Consider the following 25,658-nt stretch of genomic DNA (forward strand, 5'->3'; position numbering starts at 1 on the left):
TTTAAAGCCTTCCTAATCGGAAGGCTTTTTTTTGAATCAAAAAACTAAAGAAATGAGTAAAATAATGACAGTCGACATTTTGTCGAGTATTAAAGGTGCAGAGCCATCGGAATCTGTGAATAAATTATTTGACGTAATTAAAAATGCGAATCAGAATAATAATGCTAATAATACTGTCAAAAATAATGTGGTTTCTTTAAATGATTTAAGAGAAGATGTTGTAATTGAAAGCTCAAAAATTGAGAAAGAAATTATAAAAGAAAACTTTCCAAGAGAGAAAAACGGATTTTTAGTGGTTGCTAAAGTGATAGAAGATTAATATGGAGTCGCAGATAAAAAAACTACATCAGCAATTGGTGTCTAAAGAAATTTCGTGTACAGATTTGGTGCAAGAAAAATTAAATTTATTAAAACAAAATACGCATAATACTGTCAATTCTTTGTTGGATTCTATGGCTTTGGAATTGGCTTCTAAAGTAGATACAAAAATTGCAAATGGCGAAGAAATCGGTCTTTTAGAAGGAATTCCATTCGGAATTAAAGATGTGTATATGGTTCAAGGAACATACACAACTGCAAGTTCGGATTTGTTGAAAAACTACAAGTCTTCTTATACAGCAACTGCAATTCAGAAATTATTAGATGCTGGTGCAATTCCTTTAGTAAAAGAAAATTGCGATAGTTTTGGACATGGTTCCTCTTCTGAAAATACGATTTTTGGCGCTGTTAAAAATGCTATAAATCCCGATTTAGTTGGTGGAGGTTCTTCTGGAGGTTCTGCTGTAAATGTGGCAAAATATTTTACAACATTTTCAATTGGTGGCGATACTGGAGGTTCTATTCGTCAGCCAGCAGGTTACAATAAAGTATATGGTTTAAAACCAACTTACGGACGAATTTCTCGTTACGGATTAATGGCATACGCATCTTCTACAGATTGTGTTGGACCGATTGCAAAATCTATTGAAGACATTAGAATTGTATTGAATATAATGAGTGGAAAAGATGTTAGAGACCAAACTACTTTTTCTTCGGAAGAAATTTTGGAGGAATCAATCTCAAATTCATCAACAATAAAAACAGTTGGTTACTTTAAAAATTTTATTGAAAGTGAAGCAATTTCACCACAAATAAAACAAGATTTTTTAGCAACAATTGATAAAATAAAAGCCAAAGGAATTGCCGTAAAAGAATTAGATTTCTTTAATGCTGATATTTTAGTTTCAACTTATTATACGTTGGCAATGGCAGAAACAGCTTCAAATTTATCACGTTTAGACGGAACAAATTATGGAGCAAGAATTGAAGGTGAAAATTTAAAAGACACCTATTCAATTACACGATCAGAGAAATTTTCTGAAGAATCTAAAAGAAGAATTGTTGGAGGAAATCAAGTTTTATCACAAGGTTTTTCTGATGAAATTTACTTAAAAGCACAGAATTTAAGAGACCAAATTTCAACGAGATTTAGTGAGGACTTTAATGAAGTTGATATTATTTTATCTCCAGTAACTCCTGCTAATCCGCCTAAAATTGGCGATAGTTTAAATGATCCTCTAGCGATGTATTTATCTGATGCTTATACTGTTGGATTTAGTTTGGGAGAATTACCAACATTAACAATACCTAAAGGAACAGAAACAGGGTTACAAATTACAGCAGACAAGAAAAAAGATGAACAAGTCTTACAATTTGCAAACTTCTTAAACGATATTTTATAATGGAATTAGATCAAATACAAGATGCTTTAAAAGCTCACGATTTAGAATTAATTATCGGTTTAGAAACACACGTTCGTTTAAATACGAACTCAAAATTATTTTGTTCTTGCCCCAATGAAGAAAAGGAAATTCCAAACACAAATATTTGTTCCGTTTGTACAGGTCAAATGGGTGTTTTGCCAGCAATTAATAAAGAAGCAATTACAAAAGCGATTTATTTTGGAAAAGCAGTAAAATCTACTTTTTCTAACGAAGTTATTTCTTGGGACAGAAAACATTATGAATATCCTGATAATCCGAAAAACATACAAATTACACAATTTCATAATCCTGTAATTCCAGATGGAGAAGTTTCTTGTTATAGAAATGATGGGTCGCAATTTACTGTAAATTTAACGCAAGTGCATATTGAAGAAGATGCCGCAAAATTGATGCACGAAAAAAAGATTTCGTTAGTCGATTTTAACAAAGCTGGAGTTCCTTTAATTGAAATTGTTACAGAACCTTGTATCAGAAATATTGAAGATGCTTCTACGTATGCACAATATATTCAGCGAATTGTTCAGAATTTAGGAATCTCTGAAGCGAATTTAGAAAAAGGGGAATTCAAATCTGATGTTTCTGTTTCACTTCGAAAAAAACACACTTATAATTTAAATCCAAGAACGGAAATCAAAAACCTGAATTCTTTCAAGTTTATGGTGGATGCTTTAAAGGAAGAAATTGAGAAACAACTTAATTATTATACAGAACATAAAGAATTTAGACCAGACCAAACTACGGTTTTGTGGGATGCAGATTTAAAGCAAACCAAAACAATGCGTAAGAAGGAATTTGAAGCAGATTATCGTTTTATTTCTGAACCAGATATTCCTTTTGTTTCGATAAAAGACGTAGTAAATTCTATAAAAATTGATGCAAGTGCTTTACCTCATGCAGTAGAATCTGTTTTAATTAAAGGTGGAGTTTTACCACAAGATGCCAAGTTTTTTACTGCGGATGCAATTCGTTCTAAAACATTTATGACGATAAATAATGCGATTCAAGATCCGTCTTTTGTGGCTAAAACTTTGGTAAATAATCTGGGTGCAGAGGAATATGAAAATATTCACGACATCAATCATTTAATTGAAATTTTTGAGCTTTTTAAGGCTGATAAAATTACGTCTGTTTTAGTTCAAAACGGAATTACATCCTATTTAAAAGACAGAACATTTGACTTTAAAAAGTATTTTGATGACAATACAATTTCGGAAGCTCAAATTTTTGAAGCTATCGAAAAAGTAATTTCAGAAAATGAAGCAATTGCAAACGATATTAAAGCAGGAAACCAAGGAAAAGCAGGAATTCTTGTTGGAAAAGTAATTGCAATTATAGGAAAGGGAGCTTCTGGAAAAGTGATTCGTACTGGAATATTGGAGCAACTTGCAGGAGAAAAAGCTGGAAGTGGGAAGATGGAAGTTGGAAGTGATAAATCTGAAGGTGGAAGTGGGAAGTTGGAAGCTGGAAGTGAATCGAAATTTGAAAAAGAAGAGGAATTACCAGAAATCCCTATTGTTATAAAAGAAGAATACAGAACACATAAAATATCTCAATTATCTGAAGAATCTATCACAGAAAAAGTGACTTTATCTGGTTGGGTTTCGAGTGTAAGAGATCATGGAGAATTGATGTTTATCGATTTAAGAGATTCAAGCAATCAAGTTTTTCAAGTTCGTTTGAGTAGAGAATCTTTTCCGAATTTAGATGAATTAGTGAAGTTAAAACCAGAATCGGTAATTTCTGTAACAGGAGTTGTCGTTCAAAGAAATGAAGACGATTATAATGCAGGTTTAAGAACAGGTAAGTTAGAATTAGAAACATCTGATTTAGAAATTTTAAACCTTTCTAAAACATTACCTTTTGAAATAAAAAGAGCCACAAAATCGAATGAAACAGTTCGTTTTCAATATAAATTTTTAGACCACAGAAATGATGAGGTTCGTAGAGCCATTGTAAATCGTCATAAAGTAATAAAATTGTTGCGAGATATTTTAGATGAAGAGGAATTTTTAGAAATTGAAACTCCTATTTTAACTGCAGGAACAGACGAAGGTGCCAGAGAATTTATTGTGCCAACAAGAAAACAATCGGGTTCTTTTTACACGTTACCACAAGCGCCTCAGCAATTTAAGCAAATGTTAATGGTGGGTGGATTTGAAAAATATTTTCAAATTGCACGTTGTTTTAGAGATGAAGATTCACGTGGAGACAGACAACCAGAATTTACACAATTAGATATCGAAATGGCGTACGCAAGTATGCAACAAATCATAGATTTAAACACCAAAATGTTTAATGAAGTGGTGCGTAAAATCTATGGTAAAAAATGGATTTTATATCCTTTTGAAGTTATTACTTATAAAGATGCCATGGATAAATATGGTTGTGATAGACCAGATTTACGTTATGGTTTGCAAATGCAAGACATTACAGATATTGTAAAAGATACTACTTTTCAGGTTTTTAGTAAACCAATTGAAGAAGGTGGAATTGTAAAATGTATTAAAGTTTCTGCAAAAGAGCAAGGAAACAAAAGAATGTCTAAAGGTCAGATTGAAAACTTGACAGCCATTGCACAACAAAATGGTTTAGGTGGTTTGGCTTACATTATTGTAAATGAAAACGATTTACAATCGCCAATTATTAAGTTTTTAGGTGAAGAAATTGCCGCAAATATCATCAAAACTACCAATGCTCAAATTGGTGATATTGTATTTTTCTCTGCTGCAGATTATGCAACTGCCAACAAAGCTTTGGATGCTGTTCGTCAAGAAATGGGACGCATTTTAAAGTTGATAAATCCGAAAGAATTAAAACCAGCTTGGGTCGTAGATTTTCCAATGTTTGAAAAAACAGACGAAGGAAGATGGACGTTTACGCACAATCCTTTTTCGATGCCAGCAGTATATGATTTAGAAAAACACATGACTGGAGAAGGAGAAGAAATCGGAACAATAATCGCTCAACAATACGATTTAATCTTAAACGGTTATGAAATTGGTGGAGGTTCAGTTCGTGCGCACAAAGCAGAAATTTTAGAAGCAACCTATAAAAACATGGGTTACGATAAAGAAGGAATGCTAAAAAGTGTAGGAACTATGTACAAAGCATTCCAATATGGAGCGCCACCACATGGAGGAATTGCTTGGGGAATAGATAGATTAATGATGATTTTAGAAAAGAAAGCGTCTATTAGAGAGGTAATGGCTTTTCCAAAAACTGGTTCTTCCGAAGATTTATTATTTAATGCACCTTCTATTTTATCAGATAAAAAGGTGGAGGAAATGAATGTTAGGATTATTAAAAAATAAAAATCATTTGAAAGGTTGTTTAATTAAGAAATCTACCTTATTTTTGTAGAACAATGAAATCAATTACAAAAAATACATGGTGGTGGAACTCTCTTAATTCATAAGTGAGAACTAAACCTATATTATAAATATAAAGAAAAGGCTTATCTCACGATAAGCCTTTTTTATTGGCCCATCTTAATCTTCTCAAAGGGAAGAAACTCGGGCTCTAAAAAAAAGTAGAATGAGTAAAATACAAGAAAACTATAATACTGTTTCAGAAGAGTTTTCCCCCTTTGGGGGAATTAAAGGGGGCTTCAAGTTTAAGACTCTTTCTAAAACAAAAATTGCAGACACAGTAACTCCTGTTGGTTTGTACTTGCGTTTTAGAGATAAATTTGCAAATACGCTTTTGTTAGAAAGCTCCGACTATCACAGTAAAGAAGAAAGTTTTTCTTTTATTGCTGTAGAGCCAATTGTTTCAATGAAAGTTGAAGATTATCAATTTTCTGTTTCTCATAAAGGAACACAAATTGATTCTCAAAAAATTGACAAAAATTTCTATGAATTATTCGATAAATTCACCAATTCTATAGATTTAGATTGTCCTGCTGAATTAAAATCTTACAATGGTTTGTATGGTTATACGACTTTCGATTCTGTTCAATATTTCGAGAATATTCAGTTTAAAAACCAAAAAGCACCTTCTGCAATTCCAGAAATGCAATACAGTTTTTATCGATTTATTATTGCTATCAATCATTTTAATGATGAAATGACTTTGATAGAAAATATCGAAGAAGGCACTGAATCTCGCATTAAAGAAATTCAGACAGTTATAGATGCACAAGCATTTAATACACAGAAATTTGAAATAGTTGGCGAAGAAACTTCAAATGTAACTGGCGATGAATTTATCGATTATGTAAGAAAAGCAAAGTCGCACTGTAAAAGAGGAGACGTTTTTCAATTGGTTTTATCACGCCAATTTCAACAAAAATTTAAAGGAGACGAATTCAATGTTTATAGAGCTTTACGTTCTATAAATCCTTCACCATATTTGTTTTATTTCGATTATGGTTCTTTTAAATTAATGGGGTCTTCACCAGAAGCACAAATTAAAATTGTTGCAGGTAAAGCTACTATTAATCCAATTGCTGGAACTTTTCGAAGAACTGGAGATATGGCAGAAGATATTAAATTGGGTAAAAAATTATCCGAAGATAAAAAGGAAACTGCTGAACACGTAATGTTGGTAGATTTGGCACGAAACGATTTAAGTAAACATGCTGATAATGTGACTGTTGAGGTTTTTAAAGAAGTGCAGTATTTTAGCCATGTAATTCATTTAGTTTCAACGGTTAGAGGAAAAATTAAAGGAAATCCAATTGAAATTGTCGGCGACACTTTCCCTGCAGGAACGTTAAGTGGTGCTCCAAAGTACAAAGCAATGGAATTAATCGACAAATATGAGAATCAAACCCGCGGATTTTACGGTGGCGCAGTTGGAATTATCGGTTTAGATGGTTCCGTAAATTTGGCGATTGCCATTCGTTCTTTCGTCAGTAAAAACAACGTTTTGTATTCGCAAGCAGGAGCAGGAATCGTAATTCATTCCGACGAAAAAAAGGAATTACAAGAAGTAAATAACAAGTTAGCAGCGTTAAAAAAAGCGTTAATTTTAGCGGAAAATATATAAAAAGAAGCCCATCCCAACCTTCCCAAAGGGAAGGAGTTATAGTGAGTTTCAAAAAAATAAATAGAATTATAAACACATAAAATATCCACAAACAGTTCCCTCCCTTTGGGAGGGTTAGGGTGGGCTTGAATTATGAAAATATTAATATTAGACAATTACGATTCGTTTACCTACAATTTGGTTCATATGGTAGAGAAAATTACAGGAAATTTCCCTGCAGTTTTCAGAAACGACGAAATCAGTATTGCAGATGTTGGAAATTTCGACATTATTATGTTGTCTCCAGGGCCAGGAATACCAGATGAAGCAGGAATTTTAAAAGAAGTAATTAAAACGTATGCAGGCATAAAACCAATATTCGGAGTTTGTTTAGGTTTACAAGCAATTACAGAAGTTTTTGGAGGAAAAATCATCAATTTAGACGAGGTTTTTCACGGAGTTGCCACAGAAATGAGGGTCACAGATAAAAACGCTACTATATTTAAAGATGTTCCTGAAACATTTTTGGCAGCACGTTATCATTCTTGGGCAGCAACAGACGAAGGTTTTCCAGAAGAAATTCAAGTAACCGCAAGAGACGAAGATGGTTTAATTCAAGCAATTGAACATAAAATATTTCCAATTTCTGCTGTTCAATTTCACCCAGAATCAATTTTAACAGATGTTGGTGAGCAATTGGTTACTAATTTTATTAATAAGCATAGCAAAAGCCCATCCTAACCTTCCCAAAGGGAAGGAACGAGTAAGTTTGTGCAAAAAAATAAAATATTATATTTCTGTGAAAACAGAAATTTTAAAAGTATAAGAAAATAAAACTAACACAAGAGTGTTTTCCCCTTTGGGGAAATTAAAAGGGGCTATATGAAAGCAATTTTAAACAGACTTTATAATCACGAAAGATTGTCTAAAGAAGAAGCAAAACAAATCTTAATAGATATTGCTTCAGAAAAATACAATGATGCACATTTAGCTTCATTTATGACCGTTTTTATGATGCGTCCAATTACTGCAGATGAACTTTCTGGTTTCAGAAATGCTTTAAAAGAATTGGCTATAAAAGTAGATTTTACTGATTATAATACGATTGATATTGTTGGAACTGGTGGCGATGGAAAAGATACATTTAACATATCTACTTTAACCTCATTTATAGTTGCAGGAACAGGTCAAAAAGTTGCAAAACACGGTAATTATTCTGTGTCTTCGCAATCTGGTTCATCAGATATGTTAGAGAGTTTTGGATATAATTTTACAAATGATGAGCATGTTTTAAAAGAGCATTTAGAGAAAGCAAATATTTGTTTTTTACATGCGCCAAAATTTCATCCAGCTATGAAAGCTGTAAGTCCAACAAGAAAAGCATTGGCGTTAAAAACGTTTTTTAATATGTTAGGACCTTTGGTAAACCCAAGTTCGCCAAAAAACCACATGTTGGGGACTTTCAATTTGGAAATTGCACGTTTGTATAATTACATTTTGCAAGAAGAAAATATCAATTACGGAATTATTCACGCGTTAGATGGTTATGACGAAATCTCATTAACAAGCGGTTTTAAACTATTTACAAAAAACGGAGAACAAATTATAAATCCAGAAGATTTAGGGCAGAAAAGAATTCAGCAATCAGAAATATTTGGAGGAAATTCTGTGGCAGATGCAGCAAAGATTTTTAAATCTATTTTAGATGGAAAAGGAACAAATGCACAAAATAATGTGGTGTTAACAAATGCTGCTTTTGCATTAACAATTGTTGATGATGCAAAGTCTTTTGAAAATGCTTTTGAAGAAGCAAAAAAATCGCTTTTTGGATTGAAAGCAAAGAACACATTAGAGAAATTAGTAAGTTTATAAGATGGCAAAAAAGAAAAACAATTTAATTCTAATTATTCCAGCTTTCCTTTTAATGGGAGCAGCTCTTGGTATTCAAACAAAAAGTGTAATTAAGCATACTGTTGTTGGTTTGATAGTTGGGATCATAGTTTACTTTTTTTTGTTATATAGAAATAAAAGATTGAATAATTAACAATTACGAATTAATAATTACGAGTGATGAAAAAGGATAACATAATTCAGACTAAAAGCTATAATTTTGCAGTTAGAATTGTGAAATTATACAAGCATTTATCACAAGAGAAGAAAGAATTTGTATTAAGTAAACAATTATTACGTTCAGGCACTTCAATAGGAGCAAATGTTGAAGAAGCAATTGGAAGGCAAAGCAGAAAAGATTTTTTCGCCAAATTAACAATAGCTTACAAGTAAGCTAGAGAATCTCATTATTGGATTCGTTTATTAAAAGATACTGATTTTTTATCAGACAAAGAATCAGAATCTTTAATCACAGATATTGAAGAAATTTTAAAAATTATCGGAAGTATTCAAAAAACAATTAGAAACACAAATTCGTAATTCTTAATTTAGAATTCATAATTATTTATATGACAATTTTAGATAAAATAATCGCATTTAAAAAGAAGGAAGTTGCAAAAATAAAAGCAGAAGTTCCTGTAAAGAAATTAGTAGAAAGTCCGAGTTTTGGAAGAACAACTTTTTCATTAAAGAAATCTTTGTTAGAAGTTGGTTCTACAGGAATTATTGCTGAATACAAAAGACAATCTCCTTCCAAAGGAATTATAAATGATAAAGCAACGATTGCAGAGGTTACAAACGGATATTTAGATGCAAATGTAGCTGCACAATCTATTTTAACGGACACTTCATTTTTTGGAGGAACAATGGCAGATTTGATGGAAGCAAGAGTTATTAATCAACAAAAACCAATCTTAAGAAAAGATTTTATTGTTGATGGATTTCAAATTGTGGAAGCAAAAGCCATTGGAGCAGATGTAATTTTATTGATTGCATCTTGTTTGACTTCAACAGAGTTAAAAAACTACGGAAATTTAGCGGTAGATTTAGGAATGGAAGTTTTGTACGAAGTGCATACGCAAGAAGATTTAGATAAAATTAATGATTTAGATAACAAGATTATCGGGATTAATAACAGAAATTTAAAAACTTTTGAAGTTGATTTAGAGCATTCTATAAAGTTATCAAATCAAATTCCTGATACGTGTTTAAAAGTTTCAGAAAGCGGTATTTCTGACCCAAAAATTATTACTGGATTAAAAGAATTTGGTTTTCACGGTTTTTTAATCGGAGAAAACTTCATGAAAGAAGAAAACCCAGGAGAAGCTTGTCAGGAATTTATAGATCAAATTAGATAAGTATGAAACTGAAAGTTTGTGGAATGAAATACACAGAAAATATCGAACAAGTTGCAGGGATTTCACCTGATTACTTGGGTTTTATTTTCTATGAGAAATCAAAAAGAAATTTTGAAGGAATTATTCCTGAACTTCCAAAATCAATTAAGAAAACAGGTGTTTTTGTAAATGAATATAAAGAAATTGTAATTTCTTTAGTTGAGGAATATGGTTTAGAGGCAATACAGTTACATGGAGACGAATCTGTGGAATATGTTGCTGAATTAAAAAATCAATTAACAGAAAGACGCGCTTTATTTATTGAAGAAAATAAGCACATCAAAAAGCAAAAAAACAAACACACTATTTCTAAAAATGAAATAGAAATTATAAAAGTATTCGGAATAAAAGATAATTTTAATTTCGATATTTTAAAACCTTATGAAGCTATTATAGATTTCTTTTTATTTGATACAAAAGGAAAAGAACGTGGTGGAAATGGAGTAACGTTTAATTGGGAAGTTCTTAAAAATTACAATTCTACAAAACCATTTTTCTTAAGTGGAGGTATAGGATTAGAGCAAATAGAAGAAGTTAAAAACATAATAAAAACAGATTTACCAATTTACGCATTAGATGTAAATAGCAAGTTTGAAACAAAAGCTGGTTTAAAATCAGTAGAAAACATAAAGAGATTTAAGTATGAAATTTCAACCAACTAAAGAAGGTTATTACGGACAATTTGGTGGCGCATTTATTCCAGAATTATTGTACCCAAATGTAAAAGAGTTAGAAGATAATTATTTAAAAATTTTAGAATCTGACGAATTTCAAAAAGAGTATAAAGATTTGTTGCAACATTATGTTGGAAGGCCAAGTCCATTGTATTTAGCAAAAAGATTGTCAGAAAAATATGGTGCAACTATATATTTAAAACGAGAAGATTTAAATCATACTGGTGCACATAAAGTAAATAATACTATTGGACAGATTTTAGTAGCAAAACATTTAGGGAAAACAAAAATTATTGCAGAAACTGGTGCAGGGCAACATGGTGTTGCAACAGCAACTGTTTGTGCTTTAATGAATTTGGAATGTACTGTTTTTATGGGCGAAGTTGACATTAAACGTCAGGCTCCAAACGTTGCAAGAATGAAAATGTTAGGCGCAAAAGTTGTGGCAGCCACAAGTGGAAGTAAAACACTAAAAGATGCTACAAATGAAGCGATAAGATATTGGATTCAGAATCCAGAAACTTATTATTTAATTGGTTCTGTAGTTGGCCCACATCCATATCCAGACATGGTTGCACGATTACAAGCTGTAATTTCAGAAGAAATGAAAGCACAGTTAAAAGAGCAAACTGGTAATGAAAACCCAGATACAATTATAGCTTGTGTTGGAGGTGGAAGTAATGCAGCTGGTGCTTTTTATCATTATTTAGAAAACGAAAAAGTAGAATTAATTGCTGTGGAAGCTGCTGGTTTAGGAGTTAATTCTGGCGAAAGTGCTGCAACATCTCAATTAGGAGAAGTTGGTGTAATTCATGGAAGTAAAACTATTTTAATGCAAGATGAATATGGACAAATAGTAGAACCATACTCTCTTTCAGCTGGTTTAGATTATCCTGGAGTTGGTCCTTTACATGCCTATTTATTCGAAACAAAACGTGCAAAATTTATGAATGCAACAGATAAAGAAGCATTAGATGCTGCTTTTGAGTTGACGAAAATAGAAGGAATAATTCCTGCTTTGGAAACTGCACATGCTTTAGCTGTTTTACCAAAGATGGATTTGAAAAAAGACCAAGTTGTGGTGATAAATTTATCAGGTAGAGGAGACAAGGATTTAGAAACTTATATTAATCATTTAGAAAAGTAAGCTATGAATTCGATACAAGAGTTATTTCAGAAAAAAGATAAGAATTTATTGTCTATCTATTTTACTTGTGGATATCCAAACTTAGAGGATACTACAAAAGTAATTTCAGAATTAGAAAAAAGTGGTGTCGATTTTATTGAAGTCGGTTTGCCATATTCAGATCCTTTGGCAGATGGACCAACAATTCAAGATAGTAGCCAAAAAGCATTAGAAAACGGAATTAATTTAGATGTTATTTTTGAGCAGTTATTAGCTCTAAAAAGTACAAATAAAACGCCATTAATTTTAATGGGATATTTAAACCAAATGCTAAAATTTGGTGAGGAAAAATTTTGTCAAAAAGTAGTAGATTGCGGAATTGATACATTAATTCTTCCAGATTTACCAATGATTGAATATGAAAATCATTACAAACAATTGTTTGAAAAATACGGTTTAACAAATGTGTTTTTAATAACGCCACATACTTCAGAAGAGAGAATTAGAAAGATAGATTCTTATTCTAAAGCATTTATTTATGTTGTTGCATCAGCATCTATTACTGGAGCAAAAGGAGAAATATCGAATCAGCAAATTGCGTATTTTGAAAGAATTAAAGCAATGAATTTACAAAGTAAATTGATTGTAGGTTTTGGAATTTCAGATAAATCAACCTTTAATACAGCTTGTAAATATGCAAACGGAACCATTATTGGTTCTGCATTTATAAAATATTTAGGTAAAAATGGTGTTGATAAAATTGATGGTTTTATAAAACCAATAATCTCTTAAAAAAAAAATGCGAAACTTATTAAGTTTCGCATTTTTTATGAGTTGTAGTATATTAATTTACACTAATTAATTCTATTTCAAAGACCAAAACTGCTCCTCCAGGAATTGTGCTTCGTCCATTTATTCCATAGCCTAATTGATAAGGAACAATTAAAATACCTTCTCCACCTTCACTAAAAAGTTGAATTCCCTCTGTCCAGCCAAGAATAACGCGGTTTAGGTCTGTTTTGTAACCGTCTTCATTTTTATCAAAAACTTTTCCGTCTAAAAAATAACCTTTGTAAGCAACAGTAACATTAGAACTACTGTTTTCTGGTTTTATTCCATTTCCTTCTTTGTTTATTACATAGTATAAACCAGAATTTGTTTTTTTAGCATCTAAATTATTTGCTTTTACATATTCAATAATATCTGCCTCTGTTTGTACCTCAAATGTTTCATTTTTTGAACAAGACATAAAAAGAAAAATACCTAAAAATAAAGCGATGTAAGATTTCATATTTTAAAATATTGATAAATTAGCTGCGAATATAATAGGATTATTTCTAATAAACCTTTTCGCCATTTAAAAAAGTGGCAACTACTTTGGTTTTAGGAATTTTACTTCCTTCTACTTTCATAATATCTTGGTCTAAGATTACAAAATCGGCAAATTTTCCAACTTCAATAGAACCTTTTTCCTCTTCTTCGAAATTAAAATATGCTGCCCAAAGAGTCATTCCTTTTAAGGTTTCTTCTCTTGTTAAAGCGTTTTCGATTTGAAAACCGTTTTCAGGATAATTATCTATATCTTTTCTAATAGTTGCCGCATAAAAAGTCAAAAAAGGATTTACCTGCTCTACAGGAAAATCAGTACCTAAAGCAATTTTACCATATTTATTTAACAAATCTTTAAAAGCATAAGCTCCTTTCATTCTTTCTGCCCCAATTCTGTCTTTTGCCCAATACATATCTGAAGTTGCATGTGTTGGTTGTACAGAAGGCAAAATATTATCGAAATGTGTAAAATCTTCTTCAGCAATTATTTGTGCATGTTCAATTCTCCAACGTCTGTTTTTAGTGTTTTTTAAAACATCTTTATAGGTTTTTAACATCCAAGTATTTGCAGAATCTCCAATTGCATGCGTATTCATTTGATAATCGGAAGCCGCAATTTGTTTTGCTAATTCTTTATACCTTTCTGGAGAATAAATTAAAGCACCAAAATGATTTTCTCTATCTGAATAAGGTTTTCGCATTGCTGCACCTCTAGAGCCTAATGCTCCATCTCCGTAAACTTTAAAAGAACGCACATTTAATTTGTCGGTTTTTATAATTCCTTTGTTGATAAAATAATCTATTTCTTTTTGATTATCGCCAGAAACCATCGCGTAAACACGCATTTTTAAATCATTAGACTGTTGCAAGCTGTCTATTAATTCAATTGTTTCTTTTGCAATTCCAGCATCATCTACAGTGGTTAAACCGTAAGAAAATGATATTTTTTGAGCATCTAATAATCCTTGAATTGCTTCTTTTTTTGAAGTAGATGGAAATTTGATAAAATCCATAGCTGCATCAATTAAAATACCAGTCATTTTTCCATTTTCAACAATAATTTCTCCACCAGAAACAGGAGTGTCTTTTGTAATTCCAGATAAATTAATTGCTGCTTGATTCACTAATAATGCATGCCCATCAACCCTACCAACTGCAACAGGAGTATTAGGGAATAGTTTATCTAATTTTTCTTTCGTTGGAAATTCTTTTACCTCCCAATCGTTTTGGTCCCAACCACGACCTGTAATAAAATTCGTGTTTTTTTCTTTTTGAAAATCGACTAGTTTCTGTAAAACTTCCTCGTAACTTTTTGTGCCTTCTAAAGATACTTTTTGTTGTTGTAAACCCATTCTGTAAAAATGACAATGTGCATCAATTAAACCAGGAACAATAGCTTTGTTTTCAGCATTAACAATGTTTTCTGAAGTAAAATTATCTTGAATTTCTTTTGAAGTTCCAACAGCGATAATTTTTCCGTCTTTTACTGCAAAAGCTTCAGCATTTTCAAAATTATTATTAACTGTGTAAGTGTTTGAATTGATAACAATTAAATCTGCTTCTTTCTTCGAACAAGAAACAAGAAATAAAGTTATGGATAGAATAGTAAATAGATTTTTCATGAGTTTGTATAAATTAAATAAGCGCAATACATTAATAAAAATTGAAGTGGAACTCTAAGAATAGCGATTTTTTTAGAGCCAATTGCAGGTCTAATTCTTGTAACATCCCAAATATGAATTGGTAGAAAAATAATCAACAATATAAAAATACCATAGGCAGCATACTTTGCTGTTTCAGAGAAAAAAAGTCCTGAACCCAATAAAAATTCAATAATTCCTACGATATAATTGACTAATCTTTTTGGAAGAAAATCAGGAATAAAATTTTTAAATATTCTCGGTTTTACAATGTGCATAATTCCTGCAAAGCAGAAAAAAACGCCGAAAACTATTTTTAAAATAAGAATTGGAGTTTCCAAAATTGTTACTGTTTAACTGGTGTATCGTTGTATAAATACTTATCCATTAAATAAACAATACTAGCCATGGAAGCACTTCCCAATTCCAATTCTCGTTTGTTTACTTTGTCGAAAGTATCTGTACTTGTATGATGGTAATCGAAATATCTCTGAGAATCTGGTCTGTAACCAACCAAAGTTACATTTTCGCCTTTTAAAGGTCCAATATCTGCACCACTTCCACCTTTTTCGATATCGTGTAAACCATAAGGAGCCAATAGTTTTTTCCAGCTTTTTAATAAATCTGTATTGGAATCATTTGCATCAATAGAAAAGCCTCTTGGAGTATGTCCTCCAGCATCCGATTCTAAACCTCCAATATGATTTTCTTTATTCAGTTTTGCCAATTCTGCATATTTTTTAGCACCTCTCGTACCATTTTCTTCATTCATAAAAAAGACAACTCTTATTGTGTTTTTAGGTTTAATATTGTTCTTTTTAAACAAATAAGCAACCTCTAAAGATTGTACAATTCCAGTTCCATCATCATGTGCACCATCACCTAAATCCCAAGAATCTAAATGTCCACCAACCACAAAAATATTTTCTGGAGTTTCTGTTCCTTTAATTTCTCCAACAACATTAAAAGAAGGTGCATCTGGTAAAGTTTCACAACTTTGTTTAAAGTAGAATTTCAATTCCGGATTTTTCTTTAAATCGTCACTTAAAATATTTGCAGCTCTACTACTAATTGCAGCAGTTGGTATGTGTTTTTCTTTAGGCAAATTTCCATAACTCATAGTTCCTGTGTGTGGATAATCGTCCACAGCATTGGTCATAGAACGAACAATTACACCTTTTGCACCAAATTTTCCACAGACAGTTGCTCCTTGTACTCTTTGGTCTACACAACCTCCATATGCTCTAAAAGTATTAATTAATGTATTATCGAAAGGACGATTGAAAAATACAATTTTGCCTTCCATTTTATTTCCCAAAGCTTCAGCCTCTTCTAAACTTTTAACTTCGATAACTTCTGCTAAAATTCCAGATTTTGGAGTTGCAACAGAAAAACCTAAAGCGCAAATTGGTACATTTTTTTGTGTTCCGTTTGTGGTATATGTTGCTATTTCTTTTTCTCCACGAACCCAATGTGGCACCATAACAGGTTGTAGCCAAACAGAATCTAAACCAACTTCGTTCATTAATTTTTCTCCCCAAATAACAGCTTGTGCAGCTTCAGGAGAACCAGACAATCTTCCACCAATGTTTGTTGTTAAATCACGCAACCATTCGTAAGATTTTCCGTCCATTAAAGCACTGTTAAATAGTGTTTTAATATTTGTAGAGTCTTTTTTTTCTTCGGTTGATAATTTGTTAGAATCAATAATTTTTTCTTTTTTTTGATTACAGGCAAGCATTAACAAAGAAATGGAAGTAAAGAGTAGTATTTTTTTCATTTGATAGTATCTATTTTGAAGTTATAAATCTACAAAAATGAAATTAGATATAATTAGAATGATCTTAAATTTGGCTTACTATTTTTTTAGCTACACTATAATCAACTCTACATCTTTTGGTATTCTGTTTAGATATTGATTTATTTTTATGAAGTAATTCTTCTATATCCTCTTTAGCTTCGGATTTTTATTTTTTCAAATTAAAAATTCGGAGATTTTTAAACTTTTGTTATAATTAAAATAACGAGTGTATAACTTTTTAAATTGAGTTGCTACTTCTATAAAACTTTCTTTTTGTTAGAGTGACAAATCATAAAAGTATATAAATTTTTGGAATTCCTTTTTTAAGTATTTAATTCCTTTTGAAGAATAAATTATTGTAATAATTTCTTCAGTAATAATTGAAACATCTCTTTTGTTAACAACCTGAGTTATCAGATAAATAATACAACCAACTAAAGGAATAAAAAAGATGATAAAGTACCAATAATACTCTTTTTCGTTTTTATAATAATGGTAAAGACAAAAGACTTGAAGCGCAATAATTATATAATAGTACATGAAAGTAAATATTCTAAAAAAGGTATTTTATTTTGATGTAAGGAAGACTATTTTTCTTAAAAATCGAACTTATAAGTAATACCTCCTAAAATTTGAAAACCTTGTGTGTCGAAATTTGCAAAACGTTGGTATTGAGTATTTAAAATGTTATTTGCTCTTATGAATGCAGAAAACTTATCGTTAAAGTGATAACCACCATTTAAATTTACATCTATAAAAGAATTAATGGTTTCTATACCTTTAAGACTCGATGGAAATTGTGCATTGTAAAGTGCATCTTTTCGCTCACTAACATAAAAAATGTTTGTAGTAGCGAACCATTTTTCTTCTTTGTATTTCCCTAAAAAGGAAGCTTGTAAAAAAGGCAAATTCCATTTTTCGATGGCATTTGTCATAGTGTAATTGTCTAACTGAACTTGTGTGCTAAAAGTTAGTTTTCTGGAAAAATTATATTCAATTTCTGCGAAAAAAGAAGTTGTTTCGACATCATCATAATAAATGGAAAAAGAATTACCATATTCATAACCATCTAATGTTTGTCCATTTACGGAAGCATTTGTACCATCTGACTTTGTGTTATTTCTTAAAAATAGAGGTTTATCTTCTTCTTTGATACTACTAGCTTTTAAATTGTAGCTAATATCGTTTGTTATTTTTCCTTGTAAACCTACAAATAAATTAGAGGTTTGTGCAGTTTGAGTTATAAATAACGTTGGTGAAACATATTGGTTTTCTTCTGTAAACTGCTTGTATGTGTTTGTGTGTAGGTTTCCTGAAATTCCTCCATACATACTTACGTATTCTTTTAAAATAGCCCTTTGTGCAAATACATTTGGGAATAGAAATACATTATTCGATTCGTTTTCTGTATCTATAGAACCATAAATTTTTAAACCTGCTTTTATGGCAAATCCAGCATAATTTATCTTGTATTCTGGAAATAATTTTACAGTTAATGTTGTGTAATTTATGTTGCTTGTGTTTTCGTAATTTCTTTCGAAACTTCCACTTAAATATTCTACCCCAGTTTCTACTGAAATATCGTTTAAATTGTTGCTAATGAACCTTAAAGGAAGGTTTAATTTTGCATCGAAATTTGCAAGTATTTCTTTACTCTCAAACGAATCTGTAAAGTAAGAAAAAGATACTTTTCCAAAATCTATATAAGAATCGTGAAATTTAAAATCTCCAGCTACTTTAAAATAATTATATTTTTGTTCCTCTTCAATGGTATTTAAAACAGGTGTGTCAAAAACTAAATCTGGTAAACCATACCAGTTATATTCATTTAGTTCCGCATTTAAGCTTACTTTCCAATCGAAATAACGATCTACTTGTTTGTAAAATACTGACCCATTAAAATTTGAAAAATTACTATTTAATTTAGAATTTCTTACATTTTCTTGTGAAGCAGCATATTTAGCAGATAACCCATATTCACTACTAAAACGAGTGTTTTTATATAAAAAAGCTTCCATATAAGGACTACCATAATTTCCATAACCAGCCGCTAGATAATTGTTGTAAATTCTTTCTTTTACTCCAATACTAATTCCTTTTATGGCTCCGGTTTTTGGAATAAATGTAGAAGCTACAGGTGCAGAATAAATACTGTAGTCTAATTTTTTCTTTTTACTTTTTCCTAGTAATTTAATTTTAGGATTTTTATTTATTTTTTTACCATCTGCAATTTCTGGGTTAAACTTTGTAACCACATTTACAACCTCTGTTTTAACAGTATCTTTTTTTTGTTCCTGACCATTTGTTGTCCAGAAACCAAATAAAATAAGTAATGTTAGAAAGCCTTTTTTCATTATTATTGTTTTTCTGGATTTACGGAGTTATTTGTTTTGGCTTCGTTTTCTCTAATGGTATTTAATTCTTCGTATGCTTCCTGAATAATATCGTCGAATTCTTCGAAATTTTTAATAACGTTTTCTAATACAAAAGTTGCTTGGTAAACATCTTTTAAACCGTAATAATTTTTACCCATTATTACATAACTCTTAACACCCCAATATTTATAGTTGGAATACCCAGCAATTAATTTCTGAACCATTTTATTAGATGCTTCATAATCTTTTTGTTGATTTTTAAAATATGCATTGTAGTATAGTGCCTCCGCTTTTAACTCTCCACTTGCAGTTTTTTCTATTTCGTTATAAAATTCTTCTGCAGTTCTAAAGTCTTCACTTTTAAAGGAAGATCTTGCAATTAATATACGTGCATCGTTTTCTAAATTGGTGTCTATTTTTTCTTGTTGCAGTACTTTTCTTGCATATTCTTCTGCAAAATCATAAGCTTCCGTTTCGAAATAAGCTTTCATTAAATTACTCTGTGCAAACAAAATATTTTCTGTATTATTTGCTTCTAATTCTAACCTATCTAATATTGGAAGTGCTTCACTATAATTAGCTTCTTGTAAATAAATTTGAGATAATTTACTTAAAGATTCTTCGCTAAAATCATTCCTATCTTCATTTATAACATTTTTAAAAGGAGTAATAGCACTTTGGTATTCTTTATTTTTAAAATATACATCTGCTAGATAATAATTAGCTTTTATTTTATGGATTCCTTCTGGAAATTTTCTAGTATAATCAATTAAACTTTTAATAATTTCGTTGTTGTTCTTAGAAGCTAAATATTTTTTTTCAGCAACTGCGAAAGAAGTATTATCAATATCGGAATTGCTAACATTTATAAACTTTAAGGTTCCCATCCAACTAATATAATCTTCCAGATTTCCTAAATCTATATACACATTTCGTGCATTTGCAACTGCTTCAAGTGCTTCTGGAGAATTCGAAAAACGTGCAGCAACTTCTTTGTATTTTTTTAAAGCTTGTTGGTTCATATTATCATTATAATACAACAAACCTTGCCTTAATAATGCTCGTGAAAGAAATGTACTATTTGGATATTTTTCCAACAAACGATCGTAAGCTACATGTGCATTTTTATGGTCTTTAACTTTTATGTAGGTGTTTGCAATTTGATACAATGCATCGTCTTTTAAGTTAGAGTTTTGGTAGTCGTTAATAACCTTTTTTAGCGCTGTTATTTTAGCTTCATCATTGTCTGTAAAACCATAACTCATTCCAATTTGATATTGAGCATAATCTGAGTTTGGCCCAAATTCATCCGCGACAATTTTGTAGGAATTTACAGCTTCAGTATAATTTCTAGAAGCAAAATAACCATCTCCCAAACGAATTATTGCATCGTATTTAGTATCTGTTTCTATAGAGTCTATTACTAAGAATTTTTTAAAAGCACCAATTGATTTTTCGTATTCTTTCAATTTGAAATAACCATACCCAATAGTGTAATTTGTTAGTTTAAACTCGCTATCAATAGAGGTTAATGTTTTGTTTAATATTTCTAATTTATTAATAGCATCTTGGTAGTTTTCTAGGCGATATTCTGTTTCTGCTTCCCAAAATTGTGCTCTTTCTTTAATTTCTATGGTTGAAGATTTTTTTGATTGAGAGAAAAAAGGTAACGCTTCTTTATATTTTCCTTCGTTAAATAATTGAATTCCTCTATATAAAGAAACTTCTATAATTAAAGCTGTGTTTTCGTCAGATTTTTTCTTTAAAAGAAAATCTACAGCACCTTGGTAGTTTTGTTCGTTTATAAATGAAGAAACTACTAATTTATTAATCTCTTGATAAGCTTTAGATTTGGGATATTTCTTTAAATAGTTCTGTAAAACCTGAGAAACTGGCTCGAAAGGATTACCAGCTTCGTAACTTAATTTCGCATAATTTAAAGCAGCGTCTTGCTGAATGTTTGCATCGAAACTCATTTCTGAAGCCGATTTAAAAGCATTTAAAGCTTCATTTTTTTTATCTACTTTTAGGTAACATTCTCCTAAGTGAGAATATGCATTTTGCGATACGTTATTTTTTTGGTCAATAATTTTATTGAAGTTGTTAATAGCATTTTCAAAATCGTTTTGTTTGTAATATGCATATCCAAGTTGATAATAATCTGTATTATTCCATTTTCCTTTTTTACCTCTGTAATCTTTTAAGTAAGGAATTGATTCTACATATTTTTCTAAATTGAAGTAACTTTCTCCTATAATTTTAGAGATTTCGGATTGTAAATCTCTTTTTGCATCTGGTAATAATTTCTTTCCAACTTCGATACAACGTTCAAATTTACCTGCTTTAAAACTAATATCTAATAAGTAATATGTTATTTCTGCTTTGTAAGTTGCATTATCTGCAATTTTTTTAAGAGTAGATTCTGCAATTCCATAATCTTCTAATTTGTAAGCGATATAACCATAATAATAACGAGAATCATTTCCGTATTTTGGGTCGTTTATCAATAATAAAAATCGATCTTTAGAAAGTTGTAAATTATTGGTGGTTAATAAACCATAGCCCATTTTAAAATCTAGTTCTTTTTTATCTTCTCGAGAAAGTATTTTTGTGTCTACTTTTTGATACCATTTTAATGCATAAGAAGCCTTTTTGTTAGCGAAATAGTAGTTTCCTACATTAAAAAAAGCAACATTTTTTTTATTACTATTAGGATATTCTTCTACAAATGAAAGTACTTTCTTATCTGCATCTATTTGGTTTAATTTTATGGCACACATCGCTTCGAAGTATGTAGCATCTGTTTTTAAATTAGAACCAATATTTGCCTCGTTAACAACACTGTTGAATGTCTTTTGTGCGGCTGCGTATGCTTTACTGTTGTATAGTTTTAATGCATCGTTATAGTTTTTTAAGATACTTGTATCTGCAATTGTTTGCTGTGAAAACATCACAAGAGACATTAAAAAAGCAAAAGTCGTAAGAAGATGTTTTTTGCTTATAAGATTTTTCATATACTTATTTTAGATACTCCAAATGGATAACGAACAATTTTTAAATTTGTTGGATAGGGGAAGAAAAAATATTGCAACAATTTTAGTCAAAAGTAAGAATTGTTTAGATTTCATAGTTAAAAAATCAATAGAAAATTTTAAGTTTGTAGAAACTACTTATCTATGGAAAATTCTGTTTTACAATTAGAAAATGCTGCTATTTATCAAAGAGATAATTTAGTGTTGTCTAAAGTTAATTTAACGATTAAAACTGGCGATTTTTACTATTTAATAGGAAAAACAGGAAGTGGAAAAAGTAGTTTAATGAAAACTTTATATGGAGATTTGCCACTTAGAGAAGGCTCAGGAGCAATTGTAGGATTCGATTTAAACACTTTAAAAGAAAAGCAAATTCCTTTTTTAAGGAGAAAAATCGGAATTGTTTTTCAAGATTTTAAACTTTTAAGCGATAGAAATGTTTTCGATAACTTAAAATTTGTTTTAAAAGCAACTGGTTGGAAAGACAAGAACTTAATGAAAGATAAAATTCACGAGGTTTTAGATAAAGTAGGTATGAAATCTCAATATTATAAAAAAACTTACGAACTTTCTGGAGGTGAACAACAAAGAGTGGCAATTGCAAGAGCTTTGTTAAATGATCCAGAACTTATTTTAGCAGATGAACCTACTGGAAATTTAGATCCAAAAACTTCTTTGGAAGTTATGGAGTTGTTAAATTCCATTCACAAAAGCGGAAAAACAATTTTAATGGCAACACACGATTACCAATTAATTGTTAAGTTTAAACAAAAAACCCTAAAATGCGAAGGTGGAGAATTGTTTGAGGTTGCCCAACAAGCCACAGTTTAATGCTTTCAGTTTTAATACCAACATATAATTATAACAGTTTTCCATTCGTAAAAGAGCTTCATAAGCAATTGATTGAAGAAAAAGTTGACTTTGAAATTATCTGTTTAGATGATGGTTCTAAATCAATTTTAAATATAAAAAATAAAAAAACAAATAGTTTATCGTTTGCTAATTTTGAAGAGCTTACAACAAATATTGGTAGAAGTGCTATTCGAAATTTATTAGCCAAAAAAGCAACTTATAAATGGTTATTATTTCTAGATGCAGACGGATTTCCAGTACATGATAATTTTATAAAATTATATGTAGAAAAGATTAAAGAACCAAATAATAAATTTTCTGGTTTTATTGGAGGAAGAGTTCACAAAGTAGAATCAGAAAAAAATCTTAGAATTAAATTCGGCATTGAAAGAGAAGAAGTATCTGAAGATTTAAGAAACGAGAATCCTTATAGATATTTTTTTACATCGAATATTTTATTTAAAAAAAGTGTTTTTAATGAGATTCAGTTTAACGAAAAATTAACTGGTTATGGTTATGAAGATCTTGTTTTTGGAAATGAAATGAGAGCATTAAACCATAAAGTTTTTCATATTAATAATCCTGTTTATCATTTACAAATAGAAGATAACACTGTGTTTATAAATAAAACAAAACAAGGGCTAAATAATTTATTGTTTTTAAAAAAGCAAAATTTACTGAAAGAAAACGACGTTAAATTATTATCTTATTTCAATAAAATAAATAGTTTTGGTTTCCAAAAAACCATGATAAAGCTAAAAGATTTCTTTATTAGGAAAGCAATAGAAACATCTTCTTTATTTTATTACGATTTGTTTAAGTTAAGTTACTTGTGTTATTTAAAGGAAAAACAAGATGAAACGAAATAGAGTAGAAATAGCAGATTTAATTTTCAATAATTTAAAAAGCAATCAAAAAGAATTAAAAAATCAATTCCATGCTAGTAAAAATGAAATTGGTTATTTTTATTTGGATAATCTATTGCCAAAAGAATTAGCTCTAGAAATTCATAAGAATTTCCCAGGTACAGAAGATGCTGTGCAAAGAAAAAGTCTTCGGGAATATAAGTTCACAGCTTTTCAAATGGATAAATACAATACTTTTTTAGAGGAAACCATTTTTGCTTTTCAAGATGAAAGAATAGTAAGTTTGGTTTCCGAAATATGTGGAATCGAAGAAGTGTTTCCAGACTCTAATTTGTATGCAGGAGGTTTGTCATTAATGAAAAAAGATAATTTTTTAAACCCGCATTTAGACAATTCTCACGATAAAGATAGAAATCGTTGGCGCGTTTTAAATCTTCTCTATTATGTTACCCCAAATTGGGAGTTAAAAAATGGGGGTAATTTAGAGCTATGGCCAAAAGGGTTAGAGGAAAAACAAACAATTGTAACTAGTAAATTTAATAGATTAGTGGTTATGGCTACACATCAAAAATCTTGGCATTCTGTAAATAAAGTTTTGGTAGAAGATGTTAGGTGTTGTGTTTCTAATTATTATTTTTCGGAAGAACCTTTATTAGTTTCAGATAACTTTCATGTTACTACTTTTAGAGCAAGACCCGAAGAAAAAGTAAAAGATTTTATATTACAAATAGATAATAAGTTAAGAAGTGCTGTTAGAAAATTGTTTAAAAAAGGTGTTCGAGAAAACCCACATCAATATAAAAAATAACTATTTGGCGTTTTTAAAAATGGCCAATAATTTTTCTTCTTGATTTTCCCAAATCAATGTTTTTTTTGCTTCTTTTAATTGGTTTGAATAATCTTTTTCTAAGATTCTTTTTATTTGATTAGCCAATGATTTTGGCTCTCTTTTTTCAATGATTTCGCCAATTTTATGTTCAGTTGCAATCTTTTTCATTTCTGGTAAATTAGAAACAATCACTGGGACTTCAGCTTGTATGTAATCGAAAATTTTATTGGGTAAAGCAAATCTGTAGTTAAGACCTAAATCTTCTTCTAAGCTAAAACCTAAATCAGCCAGAGGCGTTAATTTTTTAAGGTCTTCAGGGTTTTTTCTGCCCAAGAAAAATACTTTTTCATTCAATTTTAAAGTTGCAGTTTTTTCTTTTAAGTCCTCATAAATGTCCCCATTTCCAATAATTACAAGAAGATGGTTTTCTAGATATTCCATGGTTTCTATCATCAGTTCCAAACCACGACCAATGTTTAAAGCACCTTGATATAAGATAATTTTTTTCTGACTAGTTTTAAACGGAAAAACACCTTTTTCTACAATTTTTTTATTCGGAACATTTAAGATAGTTTCAAATTGAACATTGTATTTGTTTTTATAATAATTGGCAATACTATTACAAACAGTGTAGTTATTTTTAAGTTTTGGAATTGTCCAGTTTTCAATGGAAAGCCAAATTCTTTTAACTTTAGAACGGTTTGCCAATTCAGGAATTTCAGAAAAAAGTTCGTGACTATCAAAAACCAGTTTTTTAAGCTGTATTTTACTAATAATATAGTTGGGTAAAAGAGTGTCTACATCATTGCAAAGTAAAATATCTTTCTTTTTAAAAAGTAAAAAAAAGAACAAACGAATATTATATTCAGCATAAAAAAGAACCCCAGAATTAAATAATAATTTGAATCTTTTGATCGAATAATTTCTTTCAATTTTTTTAGAATTTTTAAGAAATCTTCCCACTAAATAAATATCATATCCATTTCTATGTAAAGAATTACACACTTTTTCTACTCTTTGGTCTGTAGTTAAGTCGTTTGTAACTGAAACAATTATTTTTCTCAATGATTATTTATTTATCGCAATATAAAACATAAAATTAAAAAGGTAGAATAG

General features: G+C 30.1%; 20 protein-coding genes and 1 pseudogene. 14 read left to right on the plus strand and 7 right to left on the minus strand.

Annotated features, from left to right (window positions below; translation table 11 throughout):
* Positions 1-52 precede the first annotated feature (52 nt).
* The 11 genes and pseudogenes from H9I45_RS14055 (at position 53) to trpA (ending at position 12,610) form a co-directional block, all read left to right on the plus strand.
* Positions 53-319, plus strand: coding sequence for a hypothetical protein (locus tag H9I45_RS14055; protein ID WP_176397575.1), 267 nt, complete (start codon positions 53-55; stop codon positions 317-319).
* 1 nt (position 320) lies between these two features.
* Positions 321-1,721, plus strand: coding sequence for an amidase family protein (locus tag H9I45_RS14060; protein ID WP_088354494.1), 1,401 nt, complete (start codon positions 321-323; stop codon positions 1,719-1,721).
* On the plus strand, positions 1,721-5,074 hold the full coding sequence (gatB/aspS, locus tag H9I45_RS14065; protein WP_088354493.1) for a bifunctional amidotransferase subunit GatB/aspartate--tRNA ligase AspS: 3,354 nt from the start codon (positions 1,721-1,723) through the stop codon (positions 5,072-5,074). Before H9I45_RS14060 ends, gatB/aspS begins: the two co-directional genes overlap by 1 nt.
* A gap of 223 nt (positions 5,075-5,297) precedes the next feature.
* Positions 5,298-6,752 (plus strand): anthranilate synthase component I family protein, encoded by a 1,455-nt coding sequence (locus H9I45_RS14070; protein WP_228454929.1) that lies wholly within the window; start codon positions 5,298-5,300, stop codon positions 6,750-6,752.
* Between the two features lie 132 nt (positions 6,753-6,884).
* Positions 6,885-7,472 (plus strand): anthranilate synthase component II, encoded by a 588-nt coding sequence (locus H9I45_RS14075; RefSeq protein ID WP_088354492.1) that lies wholly within the window; start codon positions 6,885-6,887, stop codon positions 7,470-7,472.
* 141 nt (positions 7,473-7,613) lie between these two features.
* A complete protein-coding gene (trpD, locus tag H9I45_RS14080; protein WP_088354491.1) occupies positions 7,614-8,603 on the plus strand; it encodes an anthranilate phosphoribosyltransferase in 990 nt (329 codons plus the stop codon).
* A 198-nt stretch (positions 8,604-8,801) separates the two neighbouring features.
* Positions 8,802-9,161 (plus strand): annotated as a pseudogene (locus H9I45_RS14085) (four helix bundle protein).
* A 29-nt stretch (positions 9,162-9,190) separates the two neighbouring features.
* Positions 9,191-9,979, plus strand: a complete 789-nt coding sequence (trpC, locus tag H9I45_RS14090; RefSeq protein WP_088354490.1) for an indole-3-glycerol phosphate synthase TrpC — start codon at positions 9,191-9,193, stop codon at positions 9,977-9,979.
* Positions 9,980-9,981: 2 nt separating this feature from the next.
* Positions 9,982-10,680, plus strand: coding sequence for a phosphoribosylanthranilate isomerase (locus H9I45_RS14095; RefSeq protein WP_088354489.1), 699 nt, complete (start codon positions 9,982-9,984; stop codon positions 10,678-10,680).
* Positions 10,661-11,839: a tryptophan synthase subunit beta gene (gene trpB, locus H9I45_RS14100; protein ID WP_088354488.1), complete on the plus strand. Its 1,179-nt coding sequence runs from the start codon at positions 10,661-10,663 to the stop codon at positions 11,837-11,839. The genes H9I45_RS14095 and trpB overlap by 20 nt, the downstream gene beginning before the upstream one ends.
* A 3-nt stretch (positions 11,840-11,842) precedes the next feature.
* Positions 11,843-12,610 (plus strand): tryptophan synthase subunit alpha, encoded by a 768-nt coding sequence (gene trpA / locus H9I45_RS14105; RefSeq protein WP_088354487.1) that lies wholly within the window; start codon positions 11,843-11,845, stop codon positions 12,608-12,610.
* Positions 12,611-12,662: 52 nt separating this feature from the next.
* Here trpA and H9I45_RS14110 read toward each other — a convergent pair whose 3' ends face one another.
* From H9I45_RS14110 to H9I45_RS14135, 6 genes are all read right to left on the minus strand, one after another.
* Positions 12,663-13,109, minus strand: coding sequence for an FKBP-type peptidyl-prolyl cis-trans isomerase (locus H9I45_RS14110; RefSeq protein WP_088354486.1), 447 nt, complete (start codon positions 13,107-13,109; stop codon positions 12,663-12,665).
* A gap of 46 nt (positions 13,110-13,155) precedes the next feature.
* Entirely contained in the window at positions 13,156-14,769 is a 1,614-nt protein-coding gene (locus H9I45_RS14115) for an amidohydrolase (RefSeq protein WP_088354485.1), read from the minus strand.
* Complete coding sequence (locus tag H9I45_RS14120) at positions 14,766-15,128, minus strand: DoxX family protein (RefSeq protein ID WP_088354484.1); 363 nt, start codon at positions 15,126-15,128, stop codon at positions 14,766-14,768. Before H9I45_RS14120 ends, H9I45_RS14115 begins: the two co-directional genes overlap by 4 nt.
* 5 nt (positions 15,129-15,133) lie before the next feature.
* Positions 15,134-16,567: a M20/M25/M40 family metallo-hydrolase gene (locus H9I45_RS14125; RefSeq protein WP_088354483.1), complete on the minus strand. Its 1,434-nt coding sequence runs from the start codon at positions 16,565-16,567 to the stop codon at positions 15,134-15,136.
* A gap of 617 nt (positions 16,568-17,184) precedes the next feature.
* Positions 17,185-18,942 (minus strand): porin family protein, encoded by a 1,758-nt coding sequence (locus H9I45_RS14130; RefSeq protein WP_088354482.1) that lies wholly within the window; start codon positions 18,940-18,942, stop codon positions 17,185-17,187.
* A 2-nt stretch (positions 18,943-18,944) separates the two neighbouring features.
* Positions 18,945-21,977: a tetratricopeptide repeat protein gene (locus tag H9I45_RS14135; RefSeq protein ID WP_176397574.1), complete on the minus strand. Its 3,033-nt coding sequence runs from the start codon at positions 21,975-21,977 to the stop codon at positions 18,945-18,947.
* 162 nt (positions 21,978-22,139) lie between these two features.
* On the opposite strand from H9I45_RS14135, the gene H9I45_RS14140 reads away from it, so the two are divergent.
* The 3 genes from H9I45_RS14140 to H9I45_RS14150 are packed head-to-tail and all read left to right on the plus strand — an operon-like array spanning position 22,140 to position 24,521.
* Positions 22,140-22,826 (plus strand): cell division ATP-binding protein FtsE, encoded by a 687-nt coding sequence (locus tag H9I45_RS14140; RefSeq protein ID WP_088354480.1) that lies wholly within the window; start codon positions 22,140-22,142, stop codon positions 22,824-22,826.
* Entirely contained in the window at positions 22,826-23,716 is an 891-nt protein-coding gene (locus H9I45_RS14145) for a glycosyltransferase family 2 protein (RefSeq protein ID WP_088354479.1), read from the plus strand. The genes H9I45_RS14140 and H9I45_RS14145 overlap by 1 nt, the downstream gene beginning before the upstream one ends.
* On the plus strand, positions 23,703-24,521 hold the full coding sequence (locus H9I45_RS14150; RefSeq protein ID WP_088354478.1) for a 2OG-Fe(II) oxygenase: 819 nt from the start codon (positions 23,703-23,705) through the stop codon (positions 24,519-24,521). The genes H9I45_RS14145 and H9I45_RS14150 overlap by 14 nt, the downstream gene beginning before the upstream one ends.
* Here the strand turns inward: H9I45_RS14150 and H9I45_RS14155 are convergent, their stop codons facing one another.
* A complete protein-coding gene (locus tag H9I45_RS14155) occupies positions 24,522-25,607 on the minus strand; it encodes a glycosyltransferase (protein ID WP_088354477.1) in 1,086 nt (361 codons plus the stop codon).
* Positions 25,608-25,658 lie beyond the last annotated feature (51 nt).

The sequence above is a fragment of the Polaribacter haliotis genome, from assembly GCF_014784055.1.
Lineage (GTDB): Bacteria > Bacteroidota > Bacteroidia > Flavobacteriales > Flavobacteriaceae > Polaribacter > Polaribacter haliotis.